The 24334-nt window shown below is 68.8% G+C and carries 24 protein-coding genes and 1 other RNA gene; 17 read left to right on the top strand and 8 right to left on the bottom strand.

Annotation, left to right across the window (positions count from 1 at the left end):
- Positions 1-70 precede the first annotated feature (70 nt).
- Positions 71-1654 (top strand): alpha-amylase family glycosyl hydrolase, encoded by a 1584-nt coding sequence (locus J3P31_RS02295; protein ID WP_210526762.1) that lies wholly within the window; start codon positions 71-73, stop codon positions 1652-1654.
- Positions 1655-1669: 15 nt separating this feature from the next.
- Here the strand turns inward: J3P31_RS02295 and J3P31_RS02290 are convergent, their stop codons facing one another.
- Positions 1670-2890 (bottom strand): MFS transporter, encoded by a 1221-nt coding sequence (locus tag J3P31_RS02290; RefSeq protein ID WP_210526761.1) that lies wholly within the window; start codon positions 2888-2890, stop codon positions 1670-1672.
- A gap of 118 nt (positions 2891-3008) precedes the next feature.
- Positions 3009-3239: a con-10 family general stress protein gene (locus tag J3P31_RS21800; protein WP_368373000.1), complete on the bottom strand. Its 231-nt coding sequence runs from the start codon at positions 3237-3239 to the stop codon at positions 3009-3011.
- Between the two features lie 167 nt (positions 3240-3406).
- Between J3P31_RS21800 and J3P31_RS02280 the strand changes: the two genes are divergently transcribed.
- The 5 genes from J3P31_RS02280 to J3P31_RS02260 are packed head-to-tail and all read left to right on the top strand — an operon-like array spanning position 3407 to position 8699.
- Positions 3407-4852 carry an amidase gene (locus J3P31_RS02280; RefSeq protein ID WP_210526760.1) on the top strand — a complete coding sequence of 482 codons (1446 nt, stop codon included), beginning with the start codon at positions 3407-3409 and terminating at the stop codon, positions 4850-4852.
- The gene (locus tag J3P31_RS02275) at positions 4849-5931 is read left to right on the top strand and encodes an ABC transporter ATP-binding protein (protein ID WP_210526759.1); all 1083 of its coding nucleotides are present in this window, start codon (positions 4849-4851) and stop codon (positions 5929-5931) included. Before J3P31_RS02280 ends, J3P31_RS02275 begins: the two co-directional genes overlap by 4 nt.
- Positions 5931-6848, top strand: coding sequence for an ABC transporter permease (locus J3P31_RS02270; protein WP_438270255.1), 918 nt, complete (start codon positions 5931-5933; stop codon positions 6846-6848). The genes J3P31_RS02275 and J3P31_RS02270 overlap by 1 nt, the downstream gene beginning before the upstream one ends.
- The gene (locus J3P31_RS02265; protein ID WP_210526758.1) at positions 6841-7647 is read left to right on the top strand and encodes an ABC transporter permease; all 807 of its coding nucleotides are present in this window, start codon (positions 6841-6843) and stop codon (positions 7645-7647) included. The genes J3P31_RS02270 and J3P31_RS02265 overlap by 8 nt, the downstream gene beginning before the upstream one ends.
- A gap of 26 nt (positions 7648-7673) precedes the next feature.
- Positions 7674-8699: an ABC transporter substrate-binding protein gene (locus tag J3P31_RS02260; RefSeq protein WP_210526757.1), complete on the top strand. Its 1026-nt coding sequence runs from the start codon at positions 7674-7676 to the stop codon at positions 8697-8699.
- Between the two features lie 36 nt (positions 8700-8735).
- On the opposite strand, the gene aguB is transcribed toward J3P31_RS02260, so the two are convergent.
- The 4 genes from aguB to J3P31_RS02240 all read right to left on the bottom strand — a co-directional run bounded on the left by aguB (position 8736) and on the right by J3P31_RS02240 (position 11849).
- Positions 8736-9593: an N-carbamoylputrescine amidase gene (gene aguB / locus J3P31_RS02255; RefSeq protein WP_210526756.1), complete on the bottom strand. Its 858-nt coding sequence runs from the start codon at positions 9591-9593 to the stop codon at positions 8736-8738.
- Positions 9586-10617: a histone deacetylase family protein gene (locus tag J3P31_RS02250; RefSeq protein ID WP_210526755.1), complete on the bottom strand. Its 1032-nt coding sequence runs from the start codon at positions 10615-10617 to the stop codon at positions 9586-9588. The genes aguB and J3P31_RS02250 overlap by 8 nt, the downstream gene beginning before the upstream one ends.
- A 102-nt stretch (positions 10618-10719) precedes the next feature.
- Positions 10720-11142, bottom strand: coding sequence for a nucleoside-diphosphate kinase (gene ndk, locus J3P31_RS02245; RefSeq protein WP_210526754.1), 423 nt, complete (start codon positions 11140-11142; stop codon positions 10720-10722).
- 83 nt (positions 11143-11225) lie between these two features.
- Positions 11226-11849 (bottom strand): GFA family protein, encoded by a 624-nt coding sequence (locus tag J3P31_RS02240; RefSeq protein ID WP_246849187.1) that lies wholly within the window; start codon positions 11847-11849, stop codon positions 11226-11228.
- Positions 11850-11936: 87 nt separating this feature from the next.
- On the opposite strand from J3P31_RS02240, the gene J3P31_RS02235 reads away from it, so the two are divergent.
- Both J3P31_RS02235 and J3P31_RS02230 read left to right on the top strand, forming a co-directional pair.
- Positions 11937-13787, top strand: coding sequence for an ABC-F family ATP-binding cassette domain-containing protein (locus J3P31_RS02235; protein WP_210526753.1), 1851 nt, complete (start codon positions 11937-11939; stop codon positions 13785-13787).
- A 411-nt stretch (positions 13788-14198) separates the two neighbouring features.
- Complete coding sequence (locus J3P31_RS02230) at positions 14199-14786, top strand: retropepsin-like aspartic protease family protein (protein ID WP_210526752.1); 588 nt, start codon at positions 14199-14201, stop codon at positions 14784-14786.
- On the opposite strand, the gene J3P31_RS02225 is transcribed toward J3P31_RS02230, so the two are convergent.
- Positions 14776-15327 carry an RSP_2648 family PIN domain-containing protein gene (locus J3P31_RS02225; protein ID WP_210526866.1) on the bottom strand — a complete coding sequence of 184 codons (552 nt, stop codon included), beginning with the start codon at positions 15325-15327 and terminating at the stop codon, positions 14776-14778. The genes J3P31_RS02230 and J3P31_RS02225 overlap by 11 nt on opposite strands.
- Before the next feature lie 5 nt (positions 15328-15332).
- Positions 15333-16544 (bottom strand): RSP_2647 family RNA methyltransferase, encoded by a 1212-nt coding sequence (locus J3P31_RS02220; protein WP_210526751.1) that lies wholly within the window; start codon positions 16542-16544, stop codon positions 15333-15335.
- Positions 16545-16704: 160 nt separating this feature from the next.
- Between J3P31_RS02220 and edd the strand changes: the two genes are divergently transcribed.
- The 9 genes from edd to J3P31_RS02175 all read left to right on the top strand — a co-directional run bounded on the left by edd (position 16705) and on the right by J3P31_RS02175 (position 24303).
- Positions 16705-18507: a phosphogluconate dehydratase gene (gene edd / locus J3P31_RS02215; RefSeq protein WP_210526750.1), complete on the top strand. Its 1803-nt coding sequence runs from the start codon at positions 16705-16707 to the stop codon at positions 18505-18507.
- 77 nt (positions 18508-18584) lie between these two features.
- Complete coding sequence (gene eda, locus J3P31_RS02210; protein WP_210526749.1) at positions 18585-19226, top strand: bifunctional 4-hydroxy-2-oxoglutarate aldolase/2-dehydro-3-deoxy-phosphogluconate aldolase; 642 nt, start codon at positions 18585-18587, stop codon at positions 19224-19226.
- Positions 19227-19332: 106 nt separating this feature from the next.
- Positions 19333-19687: a transfer-messenger RNA gene (gene ssrA / locus J3P31_RS02205) on the top strand.
- A gap of 199 nt (positions 19688-19886) precedes the next feature.
- The gene (locus J3P31_RS02200; RefSeq protein ID WP_210526748.1) at positions 19887-20555 is read left to right on the top strand and encodes a DUF1194 domain-containing protein; all 669 of its coding nucleotides are present in this window, start codon (positions 19887-19889) and stop codon (positions 20553-20555) included.
- A gap of 83 nt (positions 20556-20638) precedes the next feature.
- Positions 20639-21907: a chromate efflux transporter gene (gene chrA, locus J3P31_RS02195; RefSeq protein ID WP_210526747.1), complete on the top strand. Its 1269-nt coding sequence runs from the start codon at positions 20639-20641 to the stop codon at positions 21905-21907.
- A gap of 67 nt (positions 21908-21974) precedes the next feature.
- Entirely contained in the window at positions 21975-22457 is a 483-nt protein-coding gene (locus tag J3P31_RS02190) for an SspB family protein (RefSeq protein WP_210526746.1), read from the top strand.
- 63 nt (positions 22458-22520) lie between these two features.
- The gene (gene fumC / locus J3P31_RS02185) at positions 22521-23912 is read left to right on the top strand and encodes a class II fumarate hydratase (RefSeq protein WP_210526745.1); all 1392 of its coding nucleotides are present in this window, start codon (positions 22521-22523) and stop codon (positions 23910-23912) included.
- The gene (locus tag J3P31_RS02180) at positions 23909-24088 is read left to right on the top strand and encodes a DUF4169 family protein (protein WP_210526744.1); all 180 of its coding nucleotides are present in this window, start codon (positions 23909-23911) and stop codon (positions 24086-24088) included. Before fumC ends, J3P31_RS02180 begins: the two co-directional genes overlap by 4 nt.
- Entirely contained in the window at positions 24085-24303 is a 219-nt protein-coding gene (locus J3P31_RS02175) for a ribbon-helix-helix domain-containing protein (protein WP_210526743.1), read from the top strand. Before J3P31_RS02180 ends, J3P31_RS02175 begins: the two co-directional genes overlap by 4 nt.
- The last annotated feature ends 31 nt before the right edge of the window (positions 24304-24334 follow it).

Below are 24334 nucleotides of genomic sequence, written 5' to 3'. Positions count from 1 at the left end.
CCTCCCCTCGGCATATTGCCAAACCGAAACGTTTCGGACAAGGCTGACGAGGTAGGCAGCGGAGGGCGTCATGCGGGACGAATGGTGGCGGGGTTCGGTGACCTACCAGATCTATCCGCGCAGCTTTCAGGACGCGAATGGCGACGGCATCGGCGACCTGCCCGGCATCACCCGCCGCCTGCCGCTGATTGCGGATCTCGGCGTCGATGCGGTCTGGCTGTCGCCGATCTTCCGCTCTCCCATGGTCGATATGGGCTACGACGTGTCGGATCACCGCGACATCGATCCCGTCTTCGGCACGCTGGCCGACTTTGACGCCATGCTGTCCGAGGCGCATCGGCTCGGGTTGCGGGTGATCCTCGACCAGGTCCTGAACCACACCTCCTCGGCCCATCCCCTGTTCCAGGAAAGCCGGAGCAGCCGCGACAACCCGAAGGCCGACTGGTTCGTCTGGGCGGACCCGCGTCCGGACGGGACCCCGCCCAACAATTGGCAGTCCGTCTTCGGCGGCCCGGCCTGGGAATGGGACGCGCGCCGGTTCCAGTACTACCTGCATAACTTCATGGTCGCGCAGCCGGACCTGAACTTCCACCATCCCGAGGTGCAGGACTGGGCGCTCGACACGTTGAGGTTCTGGCTCGATCGCGGGGTGGACGGGTTCCGCTTCGACACCGTCAACTTCTACTTCCACGACCGGATGCTGCGCGACGATGCCGCCGATTTCCGGGTGAAGGCCCGCCCGGCCTTCAAGACCTATGACATGCAGTATCACCTGTTCTCGAAGAACCAGCCCGAGAACCTCGTCTTTCTCCAGCGTGTCCGGTCGCTGATGGACAGCTACGGCGCGACCGTCACGGTCGGAGAGGTCGGCGAATCGCATCACCCGATCGAGATGATGGGCGAATACACCTCGGCCAACCGGCTCCACATGGCGTATTCCTTCGAGATGATGGAGGATCGGTTCTCGGCCGACTTCTTCCGCCGCACGCTGTCAGAGTTCCAGCGCCTTGCCCCGCAGGGCTGGCCGTGCTGGGCCTTTTCGAACCATGACGTGCCGCGCCACGCGACCCGCTGGGCCCGGCACGCCGCCGACCCCGGACGCTTCGCCAGGCTTTGCGCCATGCTGCTGCTCAGCCTTCCGGGATCGATCTGCCTCTACCAGGGCGAGGAACTGGGGCAGACGCAGACCGACCTTTCCCTGGACGAGATCATCGATCCGCAGGGCAAGGCCTTCTGGCCCGAGGACAAGGGCCGTGACGGCTGCCGGACACCGATGGTCTGGGAGGAGGCGCATCCGCAGGGCGGCTTCACGGACGGGCTGCCATGGCTCCCCATCAAGGCGCCGCAACGTGTCCATGCCGCCGACAGGCAGCTCGGCGACCCTGCCTCCGTCCGGGCGACCTACAAGGCGATGCTGGCGCTTCGCCGTCGGGAGGCCGGGCTCCGCACCGGGCCGATCGAATTCATCGACGCGCCCGAGCCGATCCTTGCCTTCCAGCGTGCGGACGTGACCTGCGTCTTCAACCTGTCCCCGGATCCGGCGACCCTCGAGTTCGCCGGAAACGGCCGACCCCTGCTGGCCCAGGATGCGGACTGGTCCGCCGGACGGATCAGGCTCGGACCGAACGGCGCGCTTGTCGCACGGGCGGCCTAGGCCCGGTCCCTTTGATCAGCCGTGGCGGCCGTGGAGCACGCCGCGCGGCAGCAGGACGGTGAGAAGCCCGAATGCCGGCAGCCAGGCGCAGACCTGGTAGACATACTCGATCCCCTTCGCGTCCGCGAGCGCGCCCAGGCCCGCTGCCGCGATCCCGCCCATGCCGAAGGCCAGCCCGAAGAAGATGCCGTTGATGAGGCCCACGCGCCCTGGCACCAGTTCCTGCGCGAAGACCACGATCGCCGGGAAGGCCGAGGCGATCACCACGCCGATGATGAAGGTCAGGACCACCGACTGCCACAGGTTGGCGTAGGGCAGCAGCAGCGTGAACGGCAGCACGCCCAGGATCGACACCCAGATCACGGCCAGCGCGCCGATGCGGTCGCCGATCGGGCCGCCCAGCATGACCCCCAGGGCCATGGCCCCGAGGAAGACGAAGAGCATCAGTTGCGACTGCTGCGCCGTGAGGCCGAACCGCTCGATCACGTAGAAGGTGTAGAAGGACGACAGCGACGACGTGTACGCGTTCTTGGTGAACACGAGGATGCCCAGCACCGTCAGCGCCCCGAGCACCCTGCCCCGCGACAGCGTAGCCCCGGTCGTCGTGCGCGCCGGACGGGGGGGCGCCGGCGGCCGGCGGCTGTACCAGTTCGCCACCCGCCAAAGCACCACGATGCCCAGCAGGGTGATCGTCGTGAACCAGAGCAGGCTGCCCCGCCCGAAGGGCGCCACGATGAAGGCGGCCAGCAGGGGCCCCGCCGCATGGCCGAGGTTGCCGCCGACCTGGAAGACGCTCTGCGCCGTGCCGAACCGCCCGCCCGAGGCCGCCCGCGCCACGCGCGACGCTTCGGGGTGGAAGATCGAGGAGCCGAGCCCGATCAGCATCGCCCCGAGCACCAGCACCGGATAGCTGGGCGCGACGGCGAGCACGACGATCCCGCACAGGGTGGACACCATGCCAAGCGGCAGGCCCAGGGGCATCGGATGCCGGTCCGTGATCACGCCCACGAACGGCTGGAGCACCGAGGCCGTCACGGTGAAGGCGAAGGTGAGCAGCCCGATCTGCCAGTAATCCAGCGCGAATTCGTCATGGAGCAGCGGGTAGATCGCCGACACCAGCGATTGCATGATGTCGTTGATGCAATGGCACAGCGCCACGCCCCCGAGCACGGGCCAGACCGTGCTCCGGGCCGCGCCCGTGAAAACTCCGCTTACGCCTGGTGCTGTCGTCGTCATGGCCTGCTCCGCCTCATGACCGCCGCAGGCGGCGCTACGCCTCGGCGTGGGAAGACGCAAGCGGAAACAGAAAAGGGCGGCCCCCAGCCGGGCCGCCCTTCTCGCTTGTCCGCCTGGGTCAGGCCTGGCCGCCCTTGCGCCCGGCCTCGGCGGCGCGCGCCCGGTCGTTGGCGAAGTTGCCACCCGATGCTTCGCCGCCCTTGCGGCCCGCAACGGCCGCCCGCGCCGGATCGTTGCGGAAGTTGCCCCCCGACGCCTTGCCGCCCTTGCTCGCGATGGCCCGCTGCTTTTCCGGGTCCATGGCCGCAAAGCCCCGCGGCGGGGAGCTGGTCGTATCCTGATTCGCCATTCCGGCCTCCTGTCCGTTGGATGGATCGGCCCCCCGAACCGGACAGGAGGCGCGATGTTCCATGCGGTCGTGCGATTTCGGTCCCTGACCTCCGCCTGTCGCTCACGGGGGTTCCGGGCGACGGGGCCCGCGACTAGGCTTGGCGCAGGAACAATGGCAGGCACGGAATGACCTACGAGGATCACGACGCGACCGGCCTCGCCGAGCTGGTCGCCAGCGGCGAGACCACCCCCGACGAGCTGCTGGACGAGGCCCTGGCACGGGTCGACACACTGAACCCCAGCCTCAATGCCGTCGTCCTCCTGCAGGAGGAGCAGGCGCGCGCGGCCATCCGCGCGGGCCTTCCGCGCGGGCCGTTCAGGGGCGTTCCCTTCCTCCTCAAGGACCTCGGCGCCGAAGCGGTGGGTTTTCCAAGCCACTCGGGCTCACGGCTGTTCGCCAACTCCACCGTTCCGGAGGACGCGGCGATCGTGGCCCGGCTGCGGGCCTCGGGGCTCGTGATCTTTGGCCGCACCACCTCGCCCGAGGGAGGGATCGGCCCGGTGACCGAGTCGGTGGTCTATGGTGGCCCGACCCGCAACCCCTGGAACCTCGACCGCACGCCGGGCGGATCCTCGGGCGGCGCGGGCGCGGCGGTCGCGGCCGGGATCGTTCCCGCCGCGCATGGATCGGACGGGGGCGGATCGGTTCGGATTCCCGCGTCGAACTGCGGGCTGTTCGGCTTCAAGGCCACCCGCGCCCGCTTTCCCGACGGGCCCTACGCGGGCGAGGGCTGGGGCGGCATGGCCATCGACGGCTTCCTGACCCGCTCGGTCCGCGACTCCGCTGCCCTGATGGACGCGACCGAAGGGTCCGACCCAGGCGCGCCCTACGCCGCGCCGCCCCTGGCCAAGGGGTATGTGGCGGCCATCGCCCGCCCGCCGGAACGGCTCCGCATCGGCGTCTGCGACACCACCTTCACCGGCCGCCCCGTTCATCCCGACTGCGCCCGGGCCGTCCAGGACGCGGCGCGGCTCCTCGAGGACCTCGGCCACCATGTCAGCCCCTTCCGGCCCGAGGCCGACCATGATGGCATGATCCGCGCCTGGGTGGACATCGTGGCCTGCGGGACCGCCCTGGGCATCCGGCAGGCGCTGGGCGACCGCTCCCCCTTGGAATGGGTCGAGCCCGTGTCCCGCGGCGCCATGGCCCATGCCGCCACCCTTTCGGGAGAGGACTACCTGGCCGCGATCAGCCGCATCCACGCCTATGGCCGCAGGATGGCCGCGGCGTTCGACGGCATCGATATTCTCCTGTCCCCCGTCATGGCCGAGCCGCCGGCCCTCGTCGGTCGATTTGCCCACCGGACCGAGGATTACCTCGACTACCGGCTGGGCGAGCACGGGATCTGGCCGTATTCGCCCTTCTGCACCGCCTTCAACGCAAGCGGGCAACCCGCCGCCTCCCTGCCGCTGCATTGGACGGACGACGGCCTGCCCGTCGGGGTGCAGCTTGCGGCCGCGTTCGGCGACGACGAACGGCTGATCGCCCTTTGCCGGGAGGTCGAGGCCGCCAAGCCCTGGTTCCATCGCCGTCCGCCGCTGGACAGCGCCGTGCGGGCCGTTGCAGCATGACGGCCATGGACCAGCCCAGCCCCGCCGACCAGGCCATCGCCGCCGACCATGTCATCAAGCGCTTCGGCGACGGCGACTCGGTCGTGCGCGCCCTCGACGACGTGTCCGTCACCATCGCCAAGGGCGAGTTCTTCACGCTGCTCGGCCCGTCCGGGTGCGGCAAGACCACGCTCCTGCGCTGCATCGCCGGCTTCGAGACTCCGACCTCGGGCCGGATCCTGCTGTCGGGCCGCGACATCACGCGGGAGCCGCCGAACCGGCGCCGGGTCAATACGGTGTTCCAGTCCTACGCGCTCTTCCCGCATCTGACCGTGGCCCAGAACGTCGCGTTCGGGCTCGAGATGCTGGGCAAGCCCAGGGCCGAAGTGTCCCGCACCGTGGACCGGATGCTGTCGCTCGTGCGGCTCGACGCCTTCGCCGCCCGCCGGCCCGACGCGCTCTCGGGCGGGCAACAGCAGCGCGTGGCGCTGGCTCGGGCGCTGGCCACCCAGCCCGAGGTCCTGCTCTTGGACGAGCCGCTTTCCGCCCTGGACCTCAAGCTCCGCAAGGAGATGCAGTCCGAGCTCAAGCGCCTCCAGCACGAGACGGGGATCACCTTCGTCTTCGTGACCCACGACCAGGAGGAGGCGCTGACCATGTCCGACCGCATCGGCGTGATGTCGGCGGGCAAGCTCCTCCAGGTCGGCCCCCCGCGCGAGATCTACAACCGCCCGGTGAACCGCTTCGTGGCGGATTTCATCGGCGAGACCAACTTCCTTCCCGCCCTGGTCGAGGATGGGCAGGTCCGGCTCACCTCGGGCGAGGTCGTGGGCCAGGGCCAGGGTCAGGGCCGCGTCACCGTCGCGATCCGCCCGGAGCAGCTGCATCTCGCGCTGCCCGGCGACGGCGGCGCCATCCCGGCGACAGTCGAGGGCTCGACCTATCTGGGCACCGACAGTCACGTCCAGCTTCGCCTCGTGGACGGAAGCCGGCTGGTGGCGCGGGTTCCCTCGCAGCCCTCCGGCGACCTGGCCCTGCCGGCCGGCACGCAGGTCGGGCTCCGCGTCGCGCCCGGCGCCGTCCAGGTCCTGGCCGACTGATGGCGATGTCCTCCTCCGCCGAGACCGCCGCCGCCCGCCGCAGAGGTCGCTCGGGCTGGCTTCTCTCGACCCCCGCCCTGGTGCTGCTGCTCCTGGGGGCGGCGGGCCCGCTGCTCGTGGTGCTGGCCTTCTCGCTCCTCAGCAAGGGCGAGTATGGCGGCGTGGCCCTCCCCGTCTCCGGGCAGGCCTGGTTCGAGATCTTCTTCCAGCGCGACATCTTCGATGGCACGATCAGCCCGGCCAAGGCGCACCTTGCCATCTTCTGGCGGTCGGTCTGGCTGTCGCTGGCGACGACCCTCATCACCTTCGTCCTGGGGCTCCCGACCGCCTGGTTCATCGCCACCCGGCCCGAGCGCCAGAGGGCGCTCTGGCTTTTCCTCATCACCATCCCGTTCTGGACGAACCTGCTGATCCGCACCTTCGCCATCATGGAGGTCATCCGGAACGAAGGGCTGCTCAACACCACCCTGATCGCAATGGGCGCCATCGACCAGCCGCTCCAGATCCTGTTCACCGACTGGGCGACGCTGATCGGGATGGCCTATGTCTACCTGCCGCTCATGGTCCTGCCGCTCTATGCCGCCATCGATCGCTTCGACATGCGGCTTCTCGAGGCCGGCTACGACCTCTACGCGAGCCGCTGGCGGCTCCTGCGGCGCGTCATCCTGCCCATCGTCCGCCCCGGCATCGTGGCGGGCTGCATCCTGGTCTTCATCCCGTCGCTGGGCGCCTACGTGACCCCGCGCGTGCTGGGCGGAGGCACCAACATGATGGTCGGCAACTTCATCGAGCTGCAGTTCGGCCAGGCCCGGAACTGGCCCCTGGGGGCCTCGCTGTCCATGGCGCTGCTCATCATCGTGATGGTGGCGCTCCTCGTCTATGTGCGCGCCTCCGCGCGGGAGGGCCGCGATGGCTGAGCCGCGCCCCTTCTCGGTCACCCGGCTGCCCGGATTCACTGCCATTGCCATCACGGCTTTCGTGGCGCTCTACCTGCCGATCATCACGATCGTCGTGTTCTCGTTCAACGCGCTCAGCTCCATGTCCCAGTGGGGCGGCTTCTCCCTTCACTGGTACCGCGAGGCCTGGGCCAACGACACCGTGCAGGAGGCGACGATCCGCTCCCTGCTGATCGCCACGGTCGCGGCCCTGGTCTCGACCGTCGTGGCCACGCTGGCCGCGCTTGGCACCACCCGCCAGGGGAGGTTCCGGGGCCGGACGGCGATCTACGCCCTGATCAACCAGCCCCTCATGGTGCCCGAGATCGTCACCGCGGTCTCGTTGCTGATCGTGTTCGGGGCGATCCGGCAGGCGACCGGCTACCAGGGCCTGGGCTACCTCATGCTGGCGCATTCGGCCTTCTGCGTGCCCTTCGCCTACCTGCCGATCCGGGCCCGGCTCGAGGGGATGGACCGCACGCTCGAACTGGCGGCGGCCGATCTTTATGCGACGCCGCTCCAGGCATTCCGGCGCATCACGCTGCCGCTGCTCATGCCGGGCATCGCCGCCGGGGCGATGCTGGCCTTCGTGATCTCGCTCGACGACGTCGTGATCACCGAGTTCGTCAAGTCCGCCGGGCAGGACACCCTGGCCACCTACATGCTCGGCCAGTTCCGCCGCACCCTGACGCCCGAGGTGAACGCGATCTCGACCGCGCTCCTCGCGCTCACGCTGGTGCTGCTGACCGGCTTCTTCCTCATCACGCGCAAACGGGCCTGAGACCCGATCCAACCAAGGGAGACAGAATGAGAACCCTCCTCCTCACCGCCGGGCTGGCCGCCCTGGCCACCGGGGCCGCCGCCCAGGACCGGCAGCTCCAGCTCTACAACTGGGGCGACTACACCTCGCCCGAGCTGATCCAGAAGTTCGAGCAGGAGACCGGGATCGACGTCACGATCACCGACTACGATTCGAACGACACGGCCCTTGCGAAGGTGCAGGCGGGGGGTCACGGCTTCGACCTCGTGGTGCCGTCCGCGAACTACGTCCCTATCTGGGTCGAGCAGGGCCTGATCCAGAAGCTCGACCAGTCCCGCCTTCCGAACTTCAAGAACATCGCGCCCGAATGGGTCGACGTGGATTGGGACCCCGGCCGCCGCTTCACGATCCCGTGGCAATGGGGCACGACCGGCGTGGCGGTGAACACCTCGGTCTATTCCGGGGACATCAACACCTCGAACATCTTCCTCGACCCGCCCGAGGAGCTGCGCGGCAAGATCAACGTCGTGCCCGAGATGAACGACATCGTGTCGCTCGCCATCATGAACGTCGGGGGCGAGCCCTGCACCGAGGATCTCGACATCCTCCGGCAGGTCCGGGACAAGCTGATGAACGCCAAGCCGTTCTGGCTGTCGATGGACTACGACTCCGAGGCCAAGCTGTCGGCCAACGACATCATGGCGGCGGCCACCTGGAACGGCCCCTCCATGCGCGCGCGCCTGAACAACCCGCCCGTGGCCTACGGCTACCCGAAGGAGGGCTATCCGCTCTGGATGGACTCGGTGGCGCTGCTTTCGGACGCGCAGCACGTCGACGAGGCCTATGAGTTCCTGAACTTCATCATGGCGCCCGAGAACGCGGCCCTGATCTCGAACTACGCCCGCTACGCCAACGGCATCGCCGGGTCCGAGGAGTTCATGGACCCCGAGATGCGCGACGCGCCCGAGATCGTCATCCCCGAGGAGTCGAAGGCCGCCGGCGTATTCCTGCCCACCTGCCCGTCCTCGGCGGTGGAGCTCTACTCGCGCATCTGGACCGAGCTTCAGAGCTGACGCCATGGCGGGGGCCGGAGAAGGCCCCCGCCCGCCTCAGAGTGCGTTCAGCCGTCCGTACAGGTCCGGCCTGCGATCGCGGAACAGCCCCCAGCCCGCCCGCATCTGGGCGCAGGCCTCGAGGTCGATGGTCGCAGTGACGATCTCCTCCCGGTCGCGCGACCCCTTGGCGAGGATCTCCCCGGCCGGTCCGGCGATGAAGGACGACCCGTAGAACATCACCTCGCGCCCGCCCTGCGGCTCGTCTCCGATGCGGTTGGAGGCGACGAGCGGCATGAGGTTCGCCGCCGCGTGCCCGCGCATCACGGTTTCCCAATGGGGCTGGCTGTCATAGCCGGGCAGCTCGGGCTCGGAGCCGATGGCGCTGGGATAGAGCAGGATCTCCGCCCCCATCAGGGCCATGGCGCGCGCCGCCTCGGGGAACCACTGGTCCCAGCAAATCCCGACGCCGATCCGGCCGACCGCCGTCTCCCAGACCCGGAACCCCGTATCGCCGGGGGAGAAGTAGAACTTCTCCTCATAGCCCGGGTTCTGCGGGATATGGCTCTTGCGGTAGACGCCTAGCACCCGACCATCCGCGTCCACGACGGCGACCGAGTTGAAATGCGCCTGCCCCGCCTTCTCGAAGAACGGCACCGGCAGCACGACGCCCAGCTCCCGCGCCAGGTCCGCGAACCGCGCGATGAGCGGGTTGCCCTCGAACGGCTGGGCCAGCCCAAGGTGGCGCGGCTCCTCGGTGATGCAGAAGTAGCGGGTCTCGAACAGCTCCTGCAGCAGGATGAGCCTTGCGCCCCCGGCCGCCGCCGCGCGGACGACGGCCTCGGCCTTGTCGAGGTTTTCCGACGGCTCCTCGGAGGCGGCGAACTGCGGCGCGGCGACTGTCAGCTCACGCATCCTCAAAGCCTTCAAGGACGTTCACCGTGTTGATGCCGACCTGCTCGATCGCATAGCCGCCTTCCATGCAGAAGACCGTGGGCAGGCCCATGCGCCCGATCCGCCGGCCTGCGTCCAGGAAGTCCGGGCTGTCGAGCTTGAAGAAGCTGATCGGATCGTCCTTGTAGGCATCCACGCCCAGCGACACGACCAGAGCTTCGGCGCCCCAGTCCTTGATGCGGGCGATCATGCCGTCCAGCGCCTCGGCCCAGGGGCCATAAGGGGTGCCGGGGCCGAAGGGGACGTTGATCGTCGTGCCCTCGCCCTCGCCCTCGCCGGTCTCGTCGGCAAAGCCCGCGAAGTAGGGGTAGGTGTCCAGGGGATCGCCGTGGATCGAGGCGAACATCACGTCGCCGCACCGGTAGAAGATGTCCTGAGTCCCATTCCCCGAATGGAAGTCGATGTCGAGGATCGCGACCCGGCCCGCGCCGTTCGTGCGGAACATGTCCGCCACCACCGCCGCGTTGTTCAGAAAGCAGTAGCCGCCGTACTGGTCGTAGGTGGCGTGGTGCCCCGGCGGCCGGCAGAGCGCGAAGGCCGCCCGTGCTCCGTTGGCGACCTCGCGCTGAGCGGATTGCGCGCAGGCCATGGACGCCTGGGCCGCGCGCCAGGTGCCCCCGGTGATCGCCGTCTCGCTGGCGTGGCAATAGTACTCGACCTTGCCGTCGATGTTGCGCGGGATGCGGTCGTGCCGCTGGCGGCGCGTCGGCATCCCGGCCGCGATCACCTCGCCGCCCTGCCCGGCCGCCTTCCAGTCGTCATAGGCCGTTTCCAGGAAAGCGAGGAACCCGGGATCCAGGAGCTTGCGGACCGGCTCCATGTCGACCGCATCCGGCGCAACGATCTCGCCCAGCCTGCGCTCCTTCAGGCGCGCCAGCACGTATTCGATCCGCGAGGGCCGCTCATAGGGCGTGACGAACTCGCCCCCCGACAGCTCGGCCTGCGGGAAATGCAGGCGGTGATCCTCGCTGAAAAAGGTCCTCATGAGACTCCCCTGGACAGTGTGGCGCGACCCTGCCCGAGGCTCGGGCAAAGAAAAAGGCCCGCAACCGACCGGCGCGGGCCTTCCAGCGTCATAGGGCGGGCGTCAGCCGACCAGTTCGAGGCCCGAGAAGAAGAACGCGATCTCCTCGGCGGCCGTCTCGGGCGCATCAGAGCCGTGGACCGAGTTCTCGCCGACCGATTCCGCGAACTCGGCGCGGATGGTGCCCGGGGCGGCGTCCTTCGGGTTGGTGGCGCCCATCACTTCGCGGTTCTTGAGCACCGCGCCCTCGCCCTCGAGGACCTGGACCACCACCGGGCCCGACGCCATGAACTCGGTCAGCTCGCCGAAGAACGGGCGGGCGGAGTGGACGGCGTAGAACTTCTCGGCCTGGGCCTTGGTCAGCTGGATGCGCTTCTGCGCGACGATGCGCAGGCCCGCGTCCTCGAACTTGGCGTTGATCTTGCCCGTCAGGTTGCGGCGGGTCGCGTCGGGCTTGATGATCGAAAGGGTGCGCTCGGTGGCCATGGTGTCGTCCTTGCAGGCCCGGGCCCCGTGCCCAGGCGTTCCGGGCGCGCCCCTAGCATGGCCGCCCGGGCCCGGGAACCCCCTCAGGGCGGGTCGCGGTCGAACTGCTTCGCGCCGGGCACGGGGGCCAGCCACGGCTCGCGCCGGATCGTCCAGATCTCGATCCCCGGCCGCAGGTCGCTGGGCGGGTCATCGAGCGTCCCCAGCATGATCTCGGCCGTGTCCGGGGACAGGTGGACGATGCGCGACCCGCAGGCGGGGCAGAAGCTCCGCCCACGATGCGTCGCCAGCCGCCCCGTGATCCGCACCGCCGAGGCCGGCCAGTCCCCGAAATGCACCGCCACGCCGCCCGACTCCTTCCGGCAATCCGCGCAATGGCACAGGCCCACGACCGTCGGCTCTCCCCGCAGGGTGTAGCGGACCGCCCCGCAGAGGCACCCGCCCGCCCTCAGGCGGTCCTCGGCCGCCTCCTGCGGCTGGTCCTCGGGATCGAAGCCCTCCGGCAGGCCCTCGTCGGGCAGGATCCCCGGCGGCGCTTCGGTCATCATCGCCTCGGGCACCAGGATACCCCGCGGTCCGGGGTCCACCTCCGGCTCGGCCGGCTGCGATCCGTCCTCGGCCCATGGGGCGGCGCGCTTGATCCGGGGGACCTCCATCGCCATCTTCCTCGCGCGGCGACCTGCGTCGAAGGCAAAACCCCCCGTCATGCGGCGGGTTCCCGGTCAGTCCGGTTGACGCCCCGCCCCCAGTTGCGGCACAGGTCGCCCGCCCGTCCCATCCCGAAGGTTCGCTCCATGCTCCGCCTCGACGACATCTCCTATTCGGTCGAAGGCCGCCCGCTGATCGAGCATGCCTCGGCCACCATCCCCACCGGCCACAAGGTCGGGCTCGTGGGCCGCAACGGCACCGGCAAGACCACGCTCTTCCGCCTGATCCGGGGAGAGCTCACGCTCGACACCGGCTCGATCGAGGTGCCCCGGGGCGCCCGCATCGGAGGCGTCGCGCAGGAGGTCCCCGGCAACGAGGTCTCGCTTCTCGACACGGTTCTCGCGGCGGACACCGAACGCGCGGCGCTGCTGGACGAATCCCACACGGCCACGGACCCCCACCGCATCGCCGAGATCCAGATGCGGCTGGCCGACATCGACGCCTGGTCCGGCGAGGCGCGGGCCACCTCGATCCTCAAGGGCCTGGGCTTCACGGACGAGGAAACGCGGATGCCCTGCTCCGCCTTCTCGGGGGGGTGGCGGATGCGCGTGGCCTTGGCCGCCGTGCTCTTCTCGCAGCCCGACCTCCTCCTGCTCGACGAGCCGACCAACTACCTCGACCTCGAAGGCGCGCTCTGGCTCGAAAGCTACCTCGTCAAGTATCCCCACACCGTCCTCATCGTCTCGCACGACCGCGAGCTGCTGAACCGGTCCGTGACCGGCATCCTGCACCTCAGCGAACGCAAGCTGACCTACTGGAACGGGCCTTACGACCAGTTCGCCCGCCAGCGGGCCGAGCAGCGGGCGAACCTGATCGCGCAGTCCAAGAAGCAGGAGGAGCGCCGCGCCCACCTCCAGGCCTTCGTGGACCGCTTCAAGGCCAAGGCGTCCAAGGCCAAGCAGGCGCAGAGCCGCGTGAAGATGCTGGCCCGGATGGAAACGATCCGGCTGCCCGAGGATGACGCCCGCACCATCTTCACCTTCCCCGAGCCCGAGGAGCTGTCGCCCCCGATCATCACGACCGAGGATGCGGCGGTGGGCTACGGCAACCACGTCGTGCTCCATTCCCTGAACCTGCGCATCGACCAGGACGACCGCATCGCGCTCCTGGGCCGCAACGGCGAGGGGAAATCGACGCTGGCCAAGATGCTGTCCGACCGGCTCGCCGTGGCCCGAGGGCGCATGACGCGCTCCAACAAGCTCCGCATCGGCTTCTTCGCCCAGCACCAGGTGGACGAGCTTCACGTCGACGAGACGCCGCTCCAGCACATCCAGCGGCTCCGGCCCGAGGAGCACCAGTCCAGGCTCCGCGCCCGGCTGGCGGGATTCGGACTTTTGGCCGCGCAGGCCGAGACCGAGGTGGGCCGCCTGTCCGGGGGTCAGAAGGCGCGCCTGTCGCTCCTTCTCGCGACCCTGGACGCGCCGCACCTCCTCATCCTCGACGAACCGACCAACCACCTCGACATCGAGAGCCGCGAAGCCCTGGTCGAGGCGCTTTCGGCCTACAGCGGCGCCGTGATCCTGGTCAGCCACGACATGCACCTGCTGTCGATGGTCGCGGACCGGCTTTGGCTGGTCAAGGATGGCCGGGTGCGGCCCTACGAGGACGATCTCGAAGCCTACCGGGCCATGCTCCTGGCCGGCGACAAGCCCGCCGAGAAGGTGGTGGAAAAGCCCAAGACCCCGCGTCCCTCGCGCGAGGCGATCCTGGCGCTGCGGTCCGAGGTCCGCAAATGCGAGGAACGCCTCAAGAAGATCGAGGAGATGCGGGACAGGCTCGCCAAGAAGCTCGCCGATCCCGAGCTCTATGAGGATGCCCGCAAGGGCGAGCTGGAAACCTGGAACAAGAAATACGCCGAGATCATGGACGGCCTCCACCGCGCCGAGGAGCTGTGGATGGCCGCCCAGGAAAAGCTGGACCAGGCCGAAGCCGCCTGACGCGGGACCACCGCGCGGCGCCCGGGCCGGCTCCTGGGCGTTGCAGGGATCCGGGGCGGGCGTGCGTTGCGGTCACGGTTGGTTAACCACGCCAATCCAGGATGCTGCCAGCACAACTTAGCATCCGGCCCAGCCCGGGGAACAGGAACCATGAGCAGGCATCAGCCCCGGCGCTTGCGCCGAGGCCCATAGGCGCGCAACTCTGAGCCGCCCACATACCGGGCCCCGCGCCCTCCTTAGACTCAAGCCCGCGCCGTGAACCCGGACGGACTGGACCGCCCCGCCATCCCCGCACGCCGGGAGGCCCGGGCCACCCAGAGGCCCCGCGGGATCGAATTCTTTTCCGGCTCCCCGGTTCACCGCGTGGCGAGGGCCCTTCCACCTCGGGCCACCCTCACCCATATCTGTCCCATGTCCGCCGACGACACCGCCAGCCTTCTCTACCTCGGTCTTCTCTTTCTGCTCGTGGCGGGGGCCTATCTGGTCGCGTCCCGGGGCCGCATGGGGCAGGTGCTGACGCAGGCGGCCATCTGGGTCCTGATCTTTCTGGGTGCCATCGCCGTCTTCGGGCTTTGGCCCGAGATCAAGTCGGCGGTTCTCCCGTCGCAGCAGGCGGTCGTCACGCCCGAAGGCCAGTCCGTCACCGTCCCCCGCGCGATGAATGGCCACTACTACCTCACGCTGCAGGTGAATGGCGCGCCCGTGGTGTTCACCGTGGATACTGGCGCCACCGACATGGTCCTGTCCCGCACCGACGCGCGCGCCGCCGGGATCGATCCGGAGAGCCTTCCCTATCTGGGCCTCGCGGGGACGGCGAACGGCCAGGTGCGCACGGCCCGCGTCACGCTGGACGAGGTGTCGCTGGAGGGGATCGTGGATGATGACGTCCACGCTGTCGTGACCGATGGCGACCTCGAATCCTCGCTGCTGGGGATGAGCTACCTTCAGCGGTTCTCCCGCATCGAGATCGTCAACGGCGAGTTGAAGCTCACCCGCTGAGCCGCGCAAGCGTCTTGGCCAGCCTGTTCAGCCGCGCCTTCTTCAGCAAGGTCTTCGCGGTCCATGCCTCTCCCGAAAGGCGTGTCGCCCGGTCGACCGAGGCTTGCACGACCTGCCGCAGCACCTCGGGATGCCTCTCGGCCAATTCGGACAGGAACTGATCGGGATCAAGCCGGAGCAGCCCTTCCTCGGCCAGGACGCCGCGCGGGAAGTCCTTGGCGTTGAAGGTCAGGATCGCATCCGCCGAGGCAGCCACGGCCGCCGCGAGCACATGCACGTCATCCGGGTCGGGCAGCCAGAGCCGCCGCTCCAGCCCTTCGGCCCCGGACACCATCGCGTCCGGCCAGCCGACCAGCATCGCGGCGACCTCGCTTCGGGCGACGGCCTCCCCCTCCGACCCAAGGCGCGCGGCGGCCCTCGCCCATTCCTCCAGCAGGCGGGCGGACCAGAGTGGCGTGAAGAGGCCCGCACCGGCGGCGCCCAGCAGGATTTCCCGCAGGACGGTCGGATACAGGACGCAGGCGTCCAGAAGGACGCGCAGCCGGGTCAAAGCCGGAAGAACAGCGTCTTGAGGTAGCCCGATTCCGCAAGGTGCGGCAGGGTCGGATGGTCGGGCCCGGCAAAGCCGGTCCAGATGATCTGGCCCCGCCGGCCCGCGCGCCCGATCCCGCGGGCCGACGCGGCCCGGAACTTGGCCAGGTCCGCCGCGTGCGAGCAGGAGCAGAGCCCCAGGTAGCCGCCATCCCGCACCAGCGGAGCCGCCAGACGGGCGACCCGTTCGTAGGCCCGGAGCCCGGCATCAAGGGCGTTCTTGGACGGCGCGAAGGCGGGAGGATCGCAGACCACGACGTCGAACCGTTGCCCTTCGGCCGCGAGCCGTTCCATTTCCTCGAAGGCATCGCCCTTCCGGCGGTCGAAGCGCTCCCCAACGCCCATGGCTTCGGCTCCGGTCCGCGCGAGGGTCAGGGCGGCGTCCGAGGCATCCACGCAGAGCGCGAATTCCGCGCCGCCCGCCAGAGCCGCGAGGCCGAACCCGCCGACATGGCTGAAGACGTCGAGCACCCGCCCGCCCCGGGCCAGCCTTGCCGCGAAGGCATGGTTCGGCCGCTGGTCGTAGAAGAGCCCCGTCTTCTGCCCGCCCAGCACGTCGGCGAAATAGGTCGCCCCGTTCATCGGCACCGGGATCGGCCCCTCGGGCGGGGCGCCCAGAGCCATGACGATCTCCTCGGGCAGGCCCTCGAGCGACCGGGCGCGGCCCGAGCCGTTCTTGACGACCCGGGTGACGCCCGTCACCCGCGCCAGGGCGGAGACCAACGGACCGATCAGTGCCTCGGACCAGGCCGCGTTGGGCTGCACGACCGCGAGGTCGCCCATGCGGTCGATCACCACCCCCGGCAGCCCATCCGCCTCCGCATGGACGAGACGATAGAACGGCTGGTCGTACAGCGCCTCGCGATGGGCCAGGGCCCGGTTCAGCCGCCTTGCGAGCCAGTCCTCATCGATGACGGCCGCAGGATCCTGGTCCAGCATCCGGGCGACGATCTTGCTCTGCGGGTTGACCGTCACGATCCCCATGGGACGCCGTTCGCTGTCCTCCAGCACGGCGAGCGCACCGGGCAGCAGCGAACTCGTCCGGCGATCCATTACCATCTCGCCCGCATAGATCCACGGAAAGCCATGCCGGATGGCACGCGCCTCGGCCTTGGGGCTCAGGCGGACGACGGGATAGGGTGGCTCGAAGAAATGGGGCACGGTCATGCGGTCCCCATATAGCGCCGGACCCGCCGGAGGAAGAGGCCGCCGGGCGCCCCCAATGAGCCGACCTGCGCGGATGAACCGCAGCTGAACCCGCCTTCCAGGCATTGTTAGCGCTAACAGTCGATGCTACATCCCTCTTGTCGCCTCCAGGAGGACTCCCATGCCCCTCGACTCCGCCATCGCCGCCGTCACCGACCGGATCCGTGAACGCTCGACCCAAGCTCGGGCGCGCTACCGGGACAAGATCGCCCGCGCGCAGGAGGCGGGGACCCGCCGGGCCCACCTCGCCTGCGGCAACCAGGCCCATGCCTACGCCGCGATGGGCCCTCAGAAGGAGGCCCTCGTCGAGGGACGGGTCCCGAACGTCGGCATCGTGACCGCCTACAATGACATGCTCTCGGCTCACCAGCCCTACGAGGGTTACCCGCCGATCCTCAAGGCGGCGATCAACCGCGCCGGGGGCACGGCGCAGGTGGCGGGCGGCGTTCCGGCCATGTGCGACGGCGTCACGCAGGGGCAGACGGGCATGGAGCTGTCGCTCTTCTCCCGCGACGTCATCGCGCTGGCTGCCGGGGTGGCGCTGTCGCACAACACCTTCGACTCTGCGCTGTATCTCGGCATCTGCGACAAGATCGTCCCCGGCCTCGTCATGGCGGCGGCCAGCTTCGGGCATGTGCCGGGCATCTTCATCCCGGCCGGCCCCATGACCTCGGGCATCCCGAACGACGAAAAGGCCAAGGTCCGCCAGCGCTTCGCCACCGGAGAGGCCACGCGCGCGGAGCTGATGGCCGCCGAGATGGCCTCCTACCACGGCCCGGGCACCTGCACCTTCTACGGCACCGCGAACACGAACCAGATGCTCATGGAGTTCATGGGCCTGCATCTTCCGGGCGCCAGCTTCGTCAACCCCGACACCCCCCTGCGCGACGCGTTGACCGTGGCGGCCGCGGAACGCTCGGTCTCGATCACGTCGCTTGGCAACGAGTATCGCCCGATCGCCGATATCCTGGACGAAAAGACGTTCGTGAACGGGATCGTCGGTCTCATGGCGACCGGCGGCTCGACGAACCTCGTGCTCCACCTGCCCGCGATGGCGCGGGCGGCCGGCATCCTTCTCGACCTGCAGGATTTCTCGGATATCTCGGCGCGGGTGCCGCTGATGGCCAAGGTCTATCCGAACGGGCTCGCGGACGTGAACCATTTCCACGCCGCCGGAGGTCTCCAGTTCATGATCGGGGAACTCCTGGACGCGGGGCTCCTCCACGAGGATGTGGTGACCGTGGCCGGCGACGGCCTCCATCTTTATACCAAGGAGCCACGCCTCGTGGATGGCCGGCTCACCTGGGCCGAAGGTCCGGGCGCGAGCGAGAACGACAGGATCCTCCGGCCGGCCAAGGACCCGTTCCAGCCCAGCGGCGGGCTCGTGCAGCTGGCGGGCAACCTGGGGCGCGCGGTCATCAAGGTGTCCGCCGTCGCGCCGGAGCGCCAGGTCATCGAGGCTCCAGCCCGGGTTTTCCAGAGCCAGGACGCCGTCAAGGCCGCCTTCAAGGCCGGGGAGTTCACGGGCGATACCATCGTCGTGGTCCGCTACCAGGGTCCCAAGGCCAACGGCATGCCCGAGCTTCATGCGCTGACCCCAGTGCTGGCCGTTCTCCAGGACCGGGGCTATCGCGTGGCGCTGGTGACCGACGGCCGCATGTCCGGAGCTTCGGGCAAGGTGCCGGCCGCGATCCATGTCTCCCCCGAGGCGGCGGACGGCGGCCCGCTGTCGCTGCTCCGGGACGGCGACCTTCTGCGGCTCGACGCCACGTCGGGCCGGCTGGAGTGCCTGACCGATCTGGCCGGTCGCACCGCCGACCCTGTGGACCTGTCCGACAACGAGGACGGGCTGGGCCGCGATCTGTTTGCCGTCTTCCGTCGGAACGTCGGCCCCGCTACGGAAGGCGCGGCGGTCGTCCTCTAGCGACCCCGGCCCCATAGTCGTCCATTCGCCCGCCGAAGGCGCCGACCTTCGCCGGGTCCACTGCAAAGGATCCCGAGATGACCCCCGACCACGCCTCAGAGCTGACCGCCCGCGTCTGCGCCCTTGCGCCCGTGGTGCCTGTGCTGGTCATCGATGACGCCGCCCATGCGGCGAGCCTGGCCCAAGCCCTGGTTGCAGGCGGCCTTCCCGCCCTTGAGGTGACGCTGCGGACCCCGGCCGCGCTCGAGGCCATCCGCGAGATGGCCAAGGTGCCGGGCGGCGTGGTCGGGGCCGGCACGCTGCTGACCGAAAAGGATGTCGAAGCCGCCAAGGAAGCCGGCGCGACCTTTGGCGTGTCGCCGGGCGCGACCCGCCGCCTCATGGACGCCTGCGAGGCCAACGACCTGCCGCTGCTTCCGGGCGCCGCCACCCCGTCCGAGGCGATGGCGCTCCTGGAGCGCGGCTACACCGTCCAGAAGTTCTTCCCCGCCGAGGCAAACGGCGGCGTGCCCACGCTCAAGGCTTGGGGCGCACCGATTCCGCAGGTGCAGTTCTGTCCGACGGGCGGGGTGTCGCTGTCGAACGCCCTCACCTACCTCGCGCTGTCGAACGTGATCTGCGTCGGCGGAAGCTGGGTGGCCCCGGCTGCCATGGTCCGTGCCGGCGACTGGGCGGGCATTTCCAAGCTCGCCGCCGAGGCCGCGGCCCTTCCGCGCTGACGCCTGGTGCCGGGGGGCCAGTGGCCCCCTGCGTCTCCGGGTTGTTTCGACGTCCAGATGCATCCAGGACACGGCTGGCCTGTTGTGGCCGAGAAGGCCTGATCGACCCGTTGAATCCGGCATGGAAGCGTCCTATCTTCCGTCTTGTCCTTCGGGACTATGGGCATAAACGCGCACGGAATAAACGGATCGGACCCGGGGGCGGTACCCGGCGGCTCCACCAGACATCCCCTCGTTGGGGGGCGAATGGGGCCGAAACAGGATCGACGAACGTGTAAAGGTGTTTGCTTTGTCCCGGTGAGGTACCACCGTTATCGGTCCAATCAGTACAGTTGCCAACGACAACCGTGCTCCGGCGATGGCTCTGGCTGCGTAAGCAGTCCGGGTTTGCCGAACCTAAGTCCTAGGGGTTAGCCCCTCTAGGCGGGGTCCGCAGGCACCTGGCAACAGAAGCCTGCACCTTACCCTTACCCTAAGCTCAATGAGACCGGATGCTGCGGACCGAAGGCCGTCATGGACCCGGCACGCGGCCGTGCGCGCGGAAGGTCGGCCCCAAGGTCCATGATCCCGCGAAGTCCCTTGGCGGGGCTCGGGTGCGCCCCCGCATTCTCGCGGCACTATCGCTTGATCGGAACCGGCCTGCCGTCGCACCATGCGCGCATGCTGCACGCCTGTCTTAGCGTCCTTGCGGCCTGCCTTGCGATCCCTGCCGTCGCCGGGGTTGCCGATGGTTCCTGCGATACGGCCCTCGTGCTCGCCATCGATGTCTCGAACTCGGTCGACGACGAGGAATACCGTCTTCAGATCGACGGCCTGGCCGAGGCCCTGGCGGACCCTTTCATCAAGGAAGCCCTTGTGGATGGACAGGTCGCCCTCACCGTGATGCAGTGGTCGGGAACCACTAACCAGCATGTCTCGATTCCGTGGCGGCGCATGACGACCCCCGCCGATGTCACCTTGCTGGCCGAAGAGGCGGGCACCCTGCCCCGCGCCTTCATCGGGTCGGGAACTGCCCCGGGGGACGCCGTGCAGCGGGCGCTCGGCCTGCTGGCCGAGGTGCCGGATTGCCGGCGGCATGTGATCGACGTATCCGGAGACGGCCAGCGGAACATGGGGATGACGACGACCGTAGCCCGCGCCGCTGCCGAGGCGGATGCGGTCACCGTCAACGCCATCGCCATCGAGATCACCGGCAACGCGGTGGCGTTCTTCTTTCGGCATGAGCTCATCACCCGCGACGGGTTCGTCGTCGGGGCTGAAGGTCATCGCGACTATGCACGGGCGCTGCGCCTCAAGCTCCGCCGGGAGCTGAACCCGCCGGTCGGGTGACGCAGGTCAGGACCGTCATGATACCTTCGCTTGACCTGGACCAGGGCCTGCACCATCCACCTCCTGACGATCCGGGAGCCCAGATGACCGCACAAAAGCCAAGTCTCGGCGAACTGACCCGGGTATTTCTCCGAATCGGTCTTCTCAGCTTCGGCGGTCCGGCCGCGCAGATCGCGCTCATGCACCGCGAGCTGGTCGAGGAGCGCGACTGGCTGAACGAGCCGGAATTTCTGCGGGCGCTCAGCTTCTGCATGCTGCTTCCCGGCCCCGAGGCCATGCAGCTTGCCACCTTTGCCGGATGGCGGCTCCACGGCCTGGTCGGCGGCCTGATCGCGGGCACCCTTTTCGTCGCTCCCGGAGCGGCAATCATCTTCGGATTGGCGCTGGCTTACGGCGTCTTCATCGACATGGCCCTGGTCCAGGCCCTGTTCCTGGGCGTGAAGGCCACCGTGGTCATCATCGTCATCGAGGCGATCCACCGGGTGGCCCGGCGGGCGCTCAAGTCCCGCGGGCACTGGGTGCTGGCCGGCCTCGCGTTCCTCGCCCTGTTCGCCTTCGGAGTCCCATTTCCTTTGGTGGTCCTGGCGGCCGGACTCTGGGGCGCCCTGTCCGCCGGGGACACGCCCCGGGACCTTGCTCCACCGCGGCTGCATCCGGGACGCCTGGCCGCGACCCTGGCGGTCGGATTCGGGCTCTGGTGGGCGCCAGTCGCGCTCGTGGCCTTGGCCGGACAGGGCTTCCTGACCGACCTCGGCCTCTTCTTTTCCAAGCTGGCGGTGGTGACCTTCGGCGGAGCCTATGCTGTCCTCAGCTATATGGCGCAGGAGGTGGTGTCGGCCTACCGCTGGGTTTCCACCGAGCAACTCATGGATGCGCTGGGGCTGGCCGAGACAACGCCAGGGCCGCTGATCCTCGTGACGGCGTTCGTGGCCATCGTGGCGGGCCTCAACCAGGGAAGCGTCGCACTCGCCGTCGCTGGCGGCCTGATGGCCATCTGGGTCACATTCGTTCCCTGCTTTCTTTGGATCTTCGCGGGCGCGCCGCTGGTCGACTGGCTGGAAGGCCAGCCGCGCCTGCGCGCAGCCCTTTCGGCCATCACCGCCGCCGTCGTCGGCGTGATTCTCAACCTGTCGGTCTGGTTCGCGCTCCATGTCCTCTTTGCCGAGGTCGGGACCGTCGAGGCGGGGCCGATCCGGATGCTCGTTCCGGTCTGGACGTCGGTCCAGCCTGTCGCGGCGGCGCTGTCCCTTGTCGCGGCCTGGCTCCTCCTGGGCAGGCACCTGTCGATGCTGGCCACCCTGGCGATCGTGACCGCACTGGCGGGCCTGCTCCACCTTGCCGGAGCGGTCTGATGCCCCCTCTTCCGCCCGGCGAGGATTTCCCTATGCTCCAACCCGTGAGACTAAGGGGGAACGGCCTGTGACGCGTACCATCGACTACGGACACCTCATGCATCGCCACATGCGTGGCCTGATCCACGAGGTGCTCGAGGATGTGGCCGCCAACGGCCTTCCCGGCAAGCACCACTTCTTCATCACCTTCGACACCCAGCATCCGGACGTCGAGATCGCCGACTGGCTTTCCGACCGTTACCCGGGCGAGATGACCATCGTCATCCAGCACTGGTTTGCGGACCTGGAGACCAGCGAGGAAGGCTTTTCGGTCACGCTCAACTTCGGCGACAACCCCGAGCCGCTGTTCATCCCCTGGGACGCCATCAAGACCTTCGTGGACCCTTCGGTCGAGTTCGGCCTGCGGTTCGAGACCCAGGGTGCGCCGGCTCAGCCCACCGAGCCCGAGACTCCGCCTCCCGGCAAGCCCACCAGGGACGGTGATGAAGGGCCTGACGGCGGCGGACGCGGAGCCGGCCAGGTGGTCAGCCTGGACAAGTTTCGCAAGTAGGACCGTTGCCCGCCCGCTCGGGCCGCGCTAGAGCGTATGCGACGGTATACCGAGGGGGCATGAATGACCGCGACGCGCACCGAGACCGACAGCTTCGGTCCCATCGAGGTTCCGGCTGACCGCTACTGGGGCGCGCAGACGCAGCGCTCGATCCAGAACTTCCCGATCGGCTGGGAACGGCAACCCGTCGCCGTCGTGCGGGCGCTGGGCTTCATCAAGCAGGCCTGCGCCGAGGCGAACAAAGCCCGCGGCGCCATCGCACCCGAACTGGCCGATGCCATCATTGCGGCGGCCGCCGAGGTCGCGTCGGGCCGGCTCGACGCTCACTTCCCGCTGGTCGTCTGGCAGACAGGCTCGGGCACCCAGACGAACATGAACGCGAACGAGGTCATCTCGAACCGCGCGATCGAAATGCTGGGCGGTGTGCTGGGCTCCAAGAAGCCCATCCACCCGAACGATCACGTGAACATGGGGCAGTCCTCGAACGACACCTACCCCACCGCCATGCATGTCGCCGCCGCGATGACCGCGCGCGATGTCCTCCTCCCCGGCCTGCGGCACCTCCATAGGGCGCTCGTGCAGAAGTCCGAGGAGTTCGCCGACATTATCAAGATCGGCCGCACGCATACCATGGACGCGACGCCCCTGACGCTCGGGCAGGAGTTCGGCGGCTACGCGCATCAGGTCGCGAAGTCCATCGAACGCGTCGAACGGGCGCTGCCGGACGTGTACGAGTTGGCCCAGGGGGGAACCGCGGTCGGCACCGGCCTGAACAGCCCGGTCGGCTGGGGCGAAACGATCGCGGCAAACCTCGCGCGTCTCACTGGCCTGCCCTTCGTGTCCGCGCCCAACAAGTTCGAGGCGCTGGCCGCCCATGACGCGCTCGTGGAGCTTTCGGGGTCGCTCAAGACCGCGGCTGCGGGCATCTACAAGCTTGCCCACGACATCCGGATGCTGGGATCGGGGCCGCGCTGCGGGTTGGGCGAACTCAGGCTGCCCGAGAACGAGCCGGGCTCCTCGATCATGCCGGGCAAGGTGAACCCGACCCAGGTCGAGGCGATCACCATGGTCTGCGCCCATGTCATGGGGAACGATGCCGCGGTCGGGTTCGCCGGATCGCAAGGGCATTTCGAGCTCAACGTCATGAAGCCGATGATCGCCTACAACGTGCTGCAGTCGATGCAGCTTCTGGGCGATGCGGCGGTCGCCTTCACGGACAACTGCGTCGTGGGGATCGAGGCCGACCGGCAGCGCATCGACAGGCTCATGCGGGAATCGCTCATGCTGGTCACGGCCCTCGCACCCACCATCGGCTATGACAAGGCGACCACCGTCGCCAAGACCGCGCACAAGAACGGAACCACCCTGAGGGAAGAGGCGATCAACCTCGGCTATGTGGACGCCGAAACCTTCGATCGTGTCGTCCGCCCCGAGGAGATGATCGCGCCTTCATGACGGGAAGCGTCGTCAACCTGAACAAGGCCCGCAAGGCACGGGACCGCGCCACCGAAAAGGCGCAGGCCGATGCCAATGCCGTCAAGCATGGTCGGACCAAGGCCGAACGGCTTCTGGAGGCAGCGCGTGCCGAAAAGGCCAAGCGCGCCCTTGACCAGGCCAAGTTCGAGGAGTGAGCGGCCGCCCCGTCAAGCGGTCGCTGACCCTTCACGGCCACCGCACGAGCGTCTCCCTCGAGGAGGCCTTCTGGCAGGAGTTCCGGCGCCTCGCCCTATCGGACGGCCTCGCCCTGAATGCGCTGGCCGAACGGATCGACGAGTCGCGGGGCGATGTCGGGCTCGCCTCGGCGATCCGCGTCTATGTGCTCGAACGGGCGCTGCGGGAACGCTAAAGGGGCCTTAGCCGTTCGAGAGGGGCAAGGA

The organism is Rubellimicrobium arenae, from assembly GCF_017916275.1.
Classification (GTDB): Bacteria; Pseudomonadota; Alphaproteobacteria; order Rhodobacterales; family Rhodobacteraceae; genus Rubellimicrobium; species Rubellimicrobium arenae.
The sequence above is the reverse complement of the archived record's forward strand: the minus strand, read 5'-3'. Positions and strand labels throughout refer to the sequence as shown.

What these genes read in the sequence shown, in the direction of transcription:
- J3P31_RS02295 (WP_210526762.1), top strand. Translation starts at nt 71, where the DNA reads ATGCGGGACGAATGGTGGCGGGGTTCGGTGACCTACCAGATCTATCCG.
- J3P31_RS02290 (WP_210526761.1), bottom strand. Translation starts at nt 2,890, where the DNA reads ATGACGACGACAGCACCAGGCGTAAGCGGAGTTTTCACGGGCGCGGCC.
- J3P31_RS21800 (WP_368373000.1), bottom strand. Translation starts at nt 3,239, where the DNA reads ATGGCGAATCAGGATACGACCAGCTCCCCGCCGCGGGGCTTTGCGGCC.
- J3P31_RS02280 (WP_210526760.1), top strand. Translation starts at nt 3,407, where the DNA reads ATGACCTACGAGGATCACGACGCGACCGGCCTCGCCGAGCTGGTCGCC.
- J3P31_RS02275 (WP_210526759.1), top strand. Translation starts at nt 4,849, where the DNA reads ATGACGGCCATGGACCAGCCCAGCCCCGCCGACCAGGCCATCGCCGCC.
- J3P31_RS02270 (WP_438270255.1), top strand. Translation starts at nt 5,931, where the DNA reads ATGGCGATGTCCTCCTCCGCCGAGACCGCCGCCGCCCGCCGCAGAGGT.
- J3P31_RS02265 (WP_210526758.1), top strand. Translation starts at nt 6,841, where the DNA reads ATGGCTGAGCCGCGCCCCTTCTCGGTCACCCGGCTGCCCGGATTCACT.
- J3P31_RS02260 (WP_210526757.1), top strand. Translation starts at nt 7,674, where the DNA reads ATGAGAACCCTCCTCCTCACCGCCGGGCTGGCCGCCCTGGCCACCGGG.
- aguB (WP_210526756.1), bottom strand. Translation starts at nt 9,593, where the DNA reads ATGCGTGAGCTGACAGTCGCCGCGCCGCAGTTCGCCGCCTCCGAGGAG.
- J3P31_RS02250 (WP_210526755.1), bottom strand. Translation starts at nt 10,617, where the DNA reads ATGAGGACCTTTTTCAGCGAGGATCACCGCCTGCATTTCCCGCAGGCC.
- ndk (WP_210526754.1), bottom strand. Translation starts at nt 11,142, where the DNA reads ATGGCCACCGAGCGCACCCTTTCGATCATCAAGCCCGACGCGACCCGC.
- J3P31_RS02240 (WP_246849187.1), bottom strand. Translation starts at nt 11,849, where the DNA reads ATGACGGGGGGTTTTGCCTTCGACGCAGGTCGCCGCGCGAGGAAGATG.
- J3P31_RS02235 (WP_210526753.1), top strand. Translation starts at nt 11,937, where the DNA reads ATGCTCCGCCTCGACGACATCTCCTATTCGGTCGAAGGCCGCCCGCTG.
- J3P31_RS02230 (WP_210526752.1), top strand. Translation starts at nt 14,199, where the DNA reads ATGTCCGCCGACGACACCGCCAGCCTTCTCTACCTCGGTCTTCTCTTT.
- J3P31_RS02220 (WP_210526751.1), bottom strand. Translation starts at nt 16,544, where the DNA reads ATGACCGTGCCCCATTTCTTCGAGCCACCCTATCCCGTCGTCCGCCTG.
- edd (WP_210526750.1), top strand. Translation starts at nt 16,705, where the DNA reads ATGCCCCTCGACTCCGCCATCGCCGCCGTCACCGACCGGATCCGTGAA.
- eda (WP_210526749.1), top strand. Translation starts at nt 18,585, where the DNA reads ATGACCCCCGACCACGCCTCAGAGCTGACCGCCCGCGTCTGCGCCCTT.
- J3P31_RS02200 (WP_210526748.1), top strand. Translation starts at nt 19,887, where the DNA reads ATGCTGCACGCCTGTCTTAGCGTCCTTGCGGCCTGCCTTGCGATCCCT.
- chrA (WP_210526747.1), top strand. Translation starts at nt 20,639, where the DNA reads ATGACCGCACAAAAGCCAAGTCTCGGCGAACTGACCCGGGTATTTCTC.
- fumC (WP_210526745.1), top strand. Translation starts at nt 22,521, where the DNA reads ATGACCGCGACGCGCACCGAGACCGACAGCTTCGGTCCCATCGAGGTT.
- J3P31_RS02180 (WP_210526744.1), top strand. Translation starts at nt 23,909, where the DNA reads ATGACGGGAAGCGTCGTCAACCTGAACAAGGCCCGCAAGGCACGGGAC.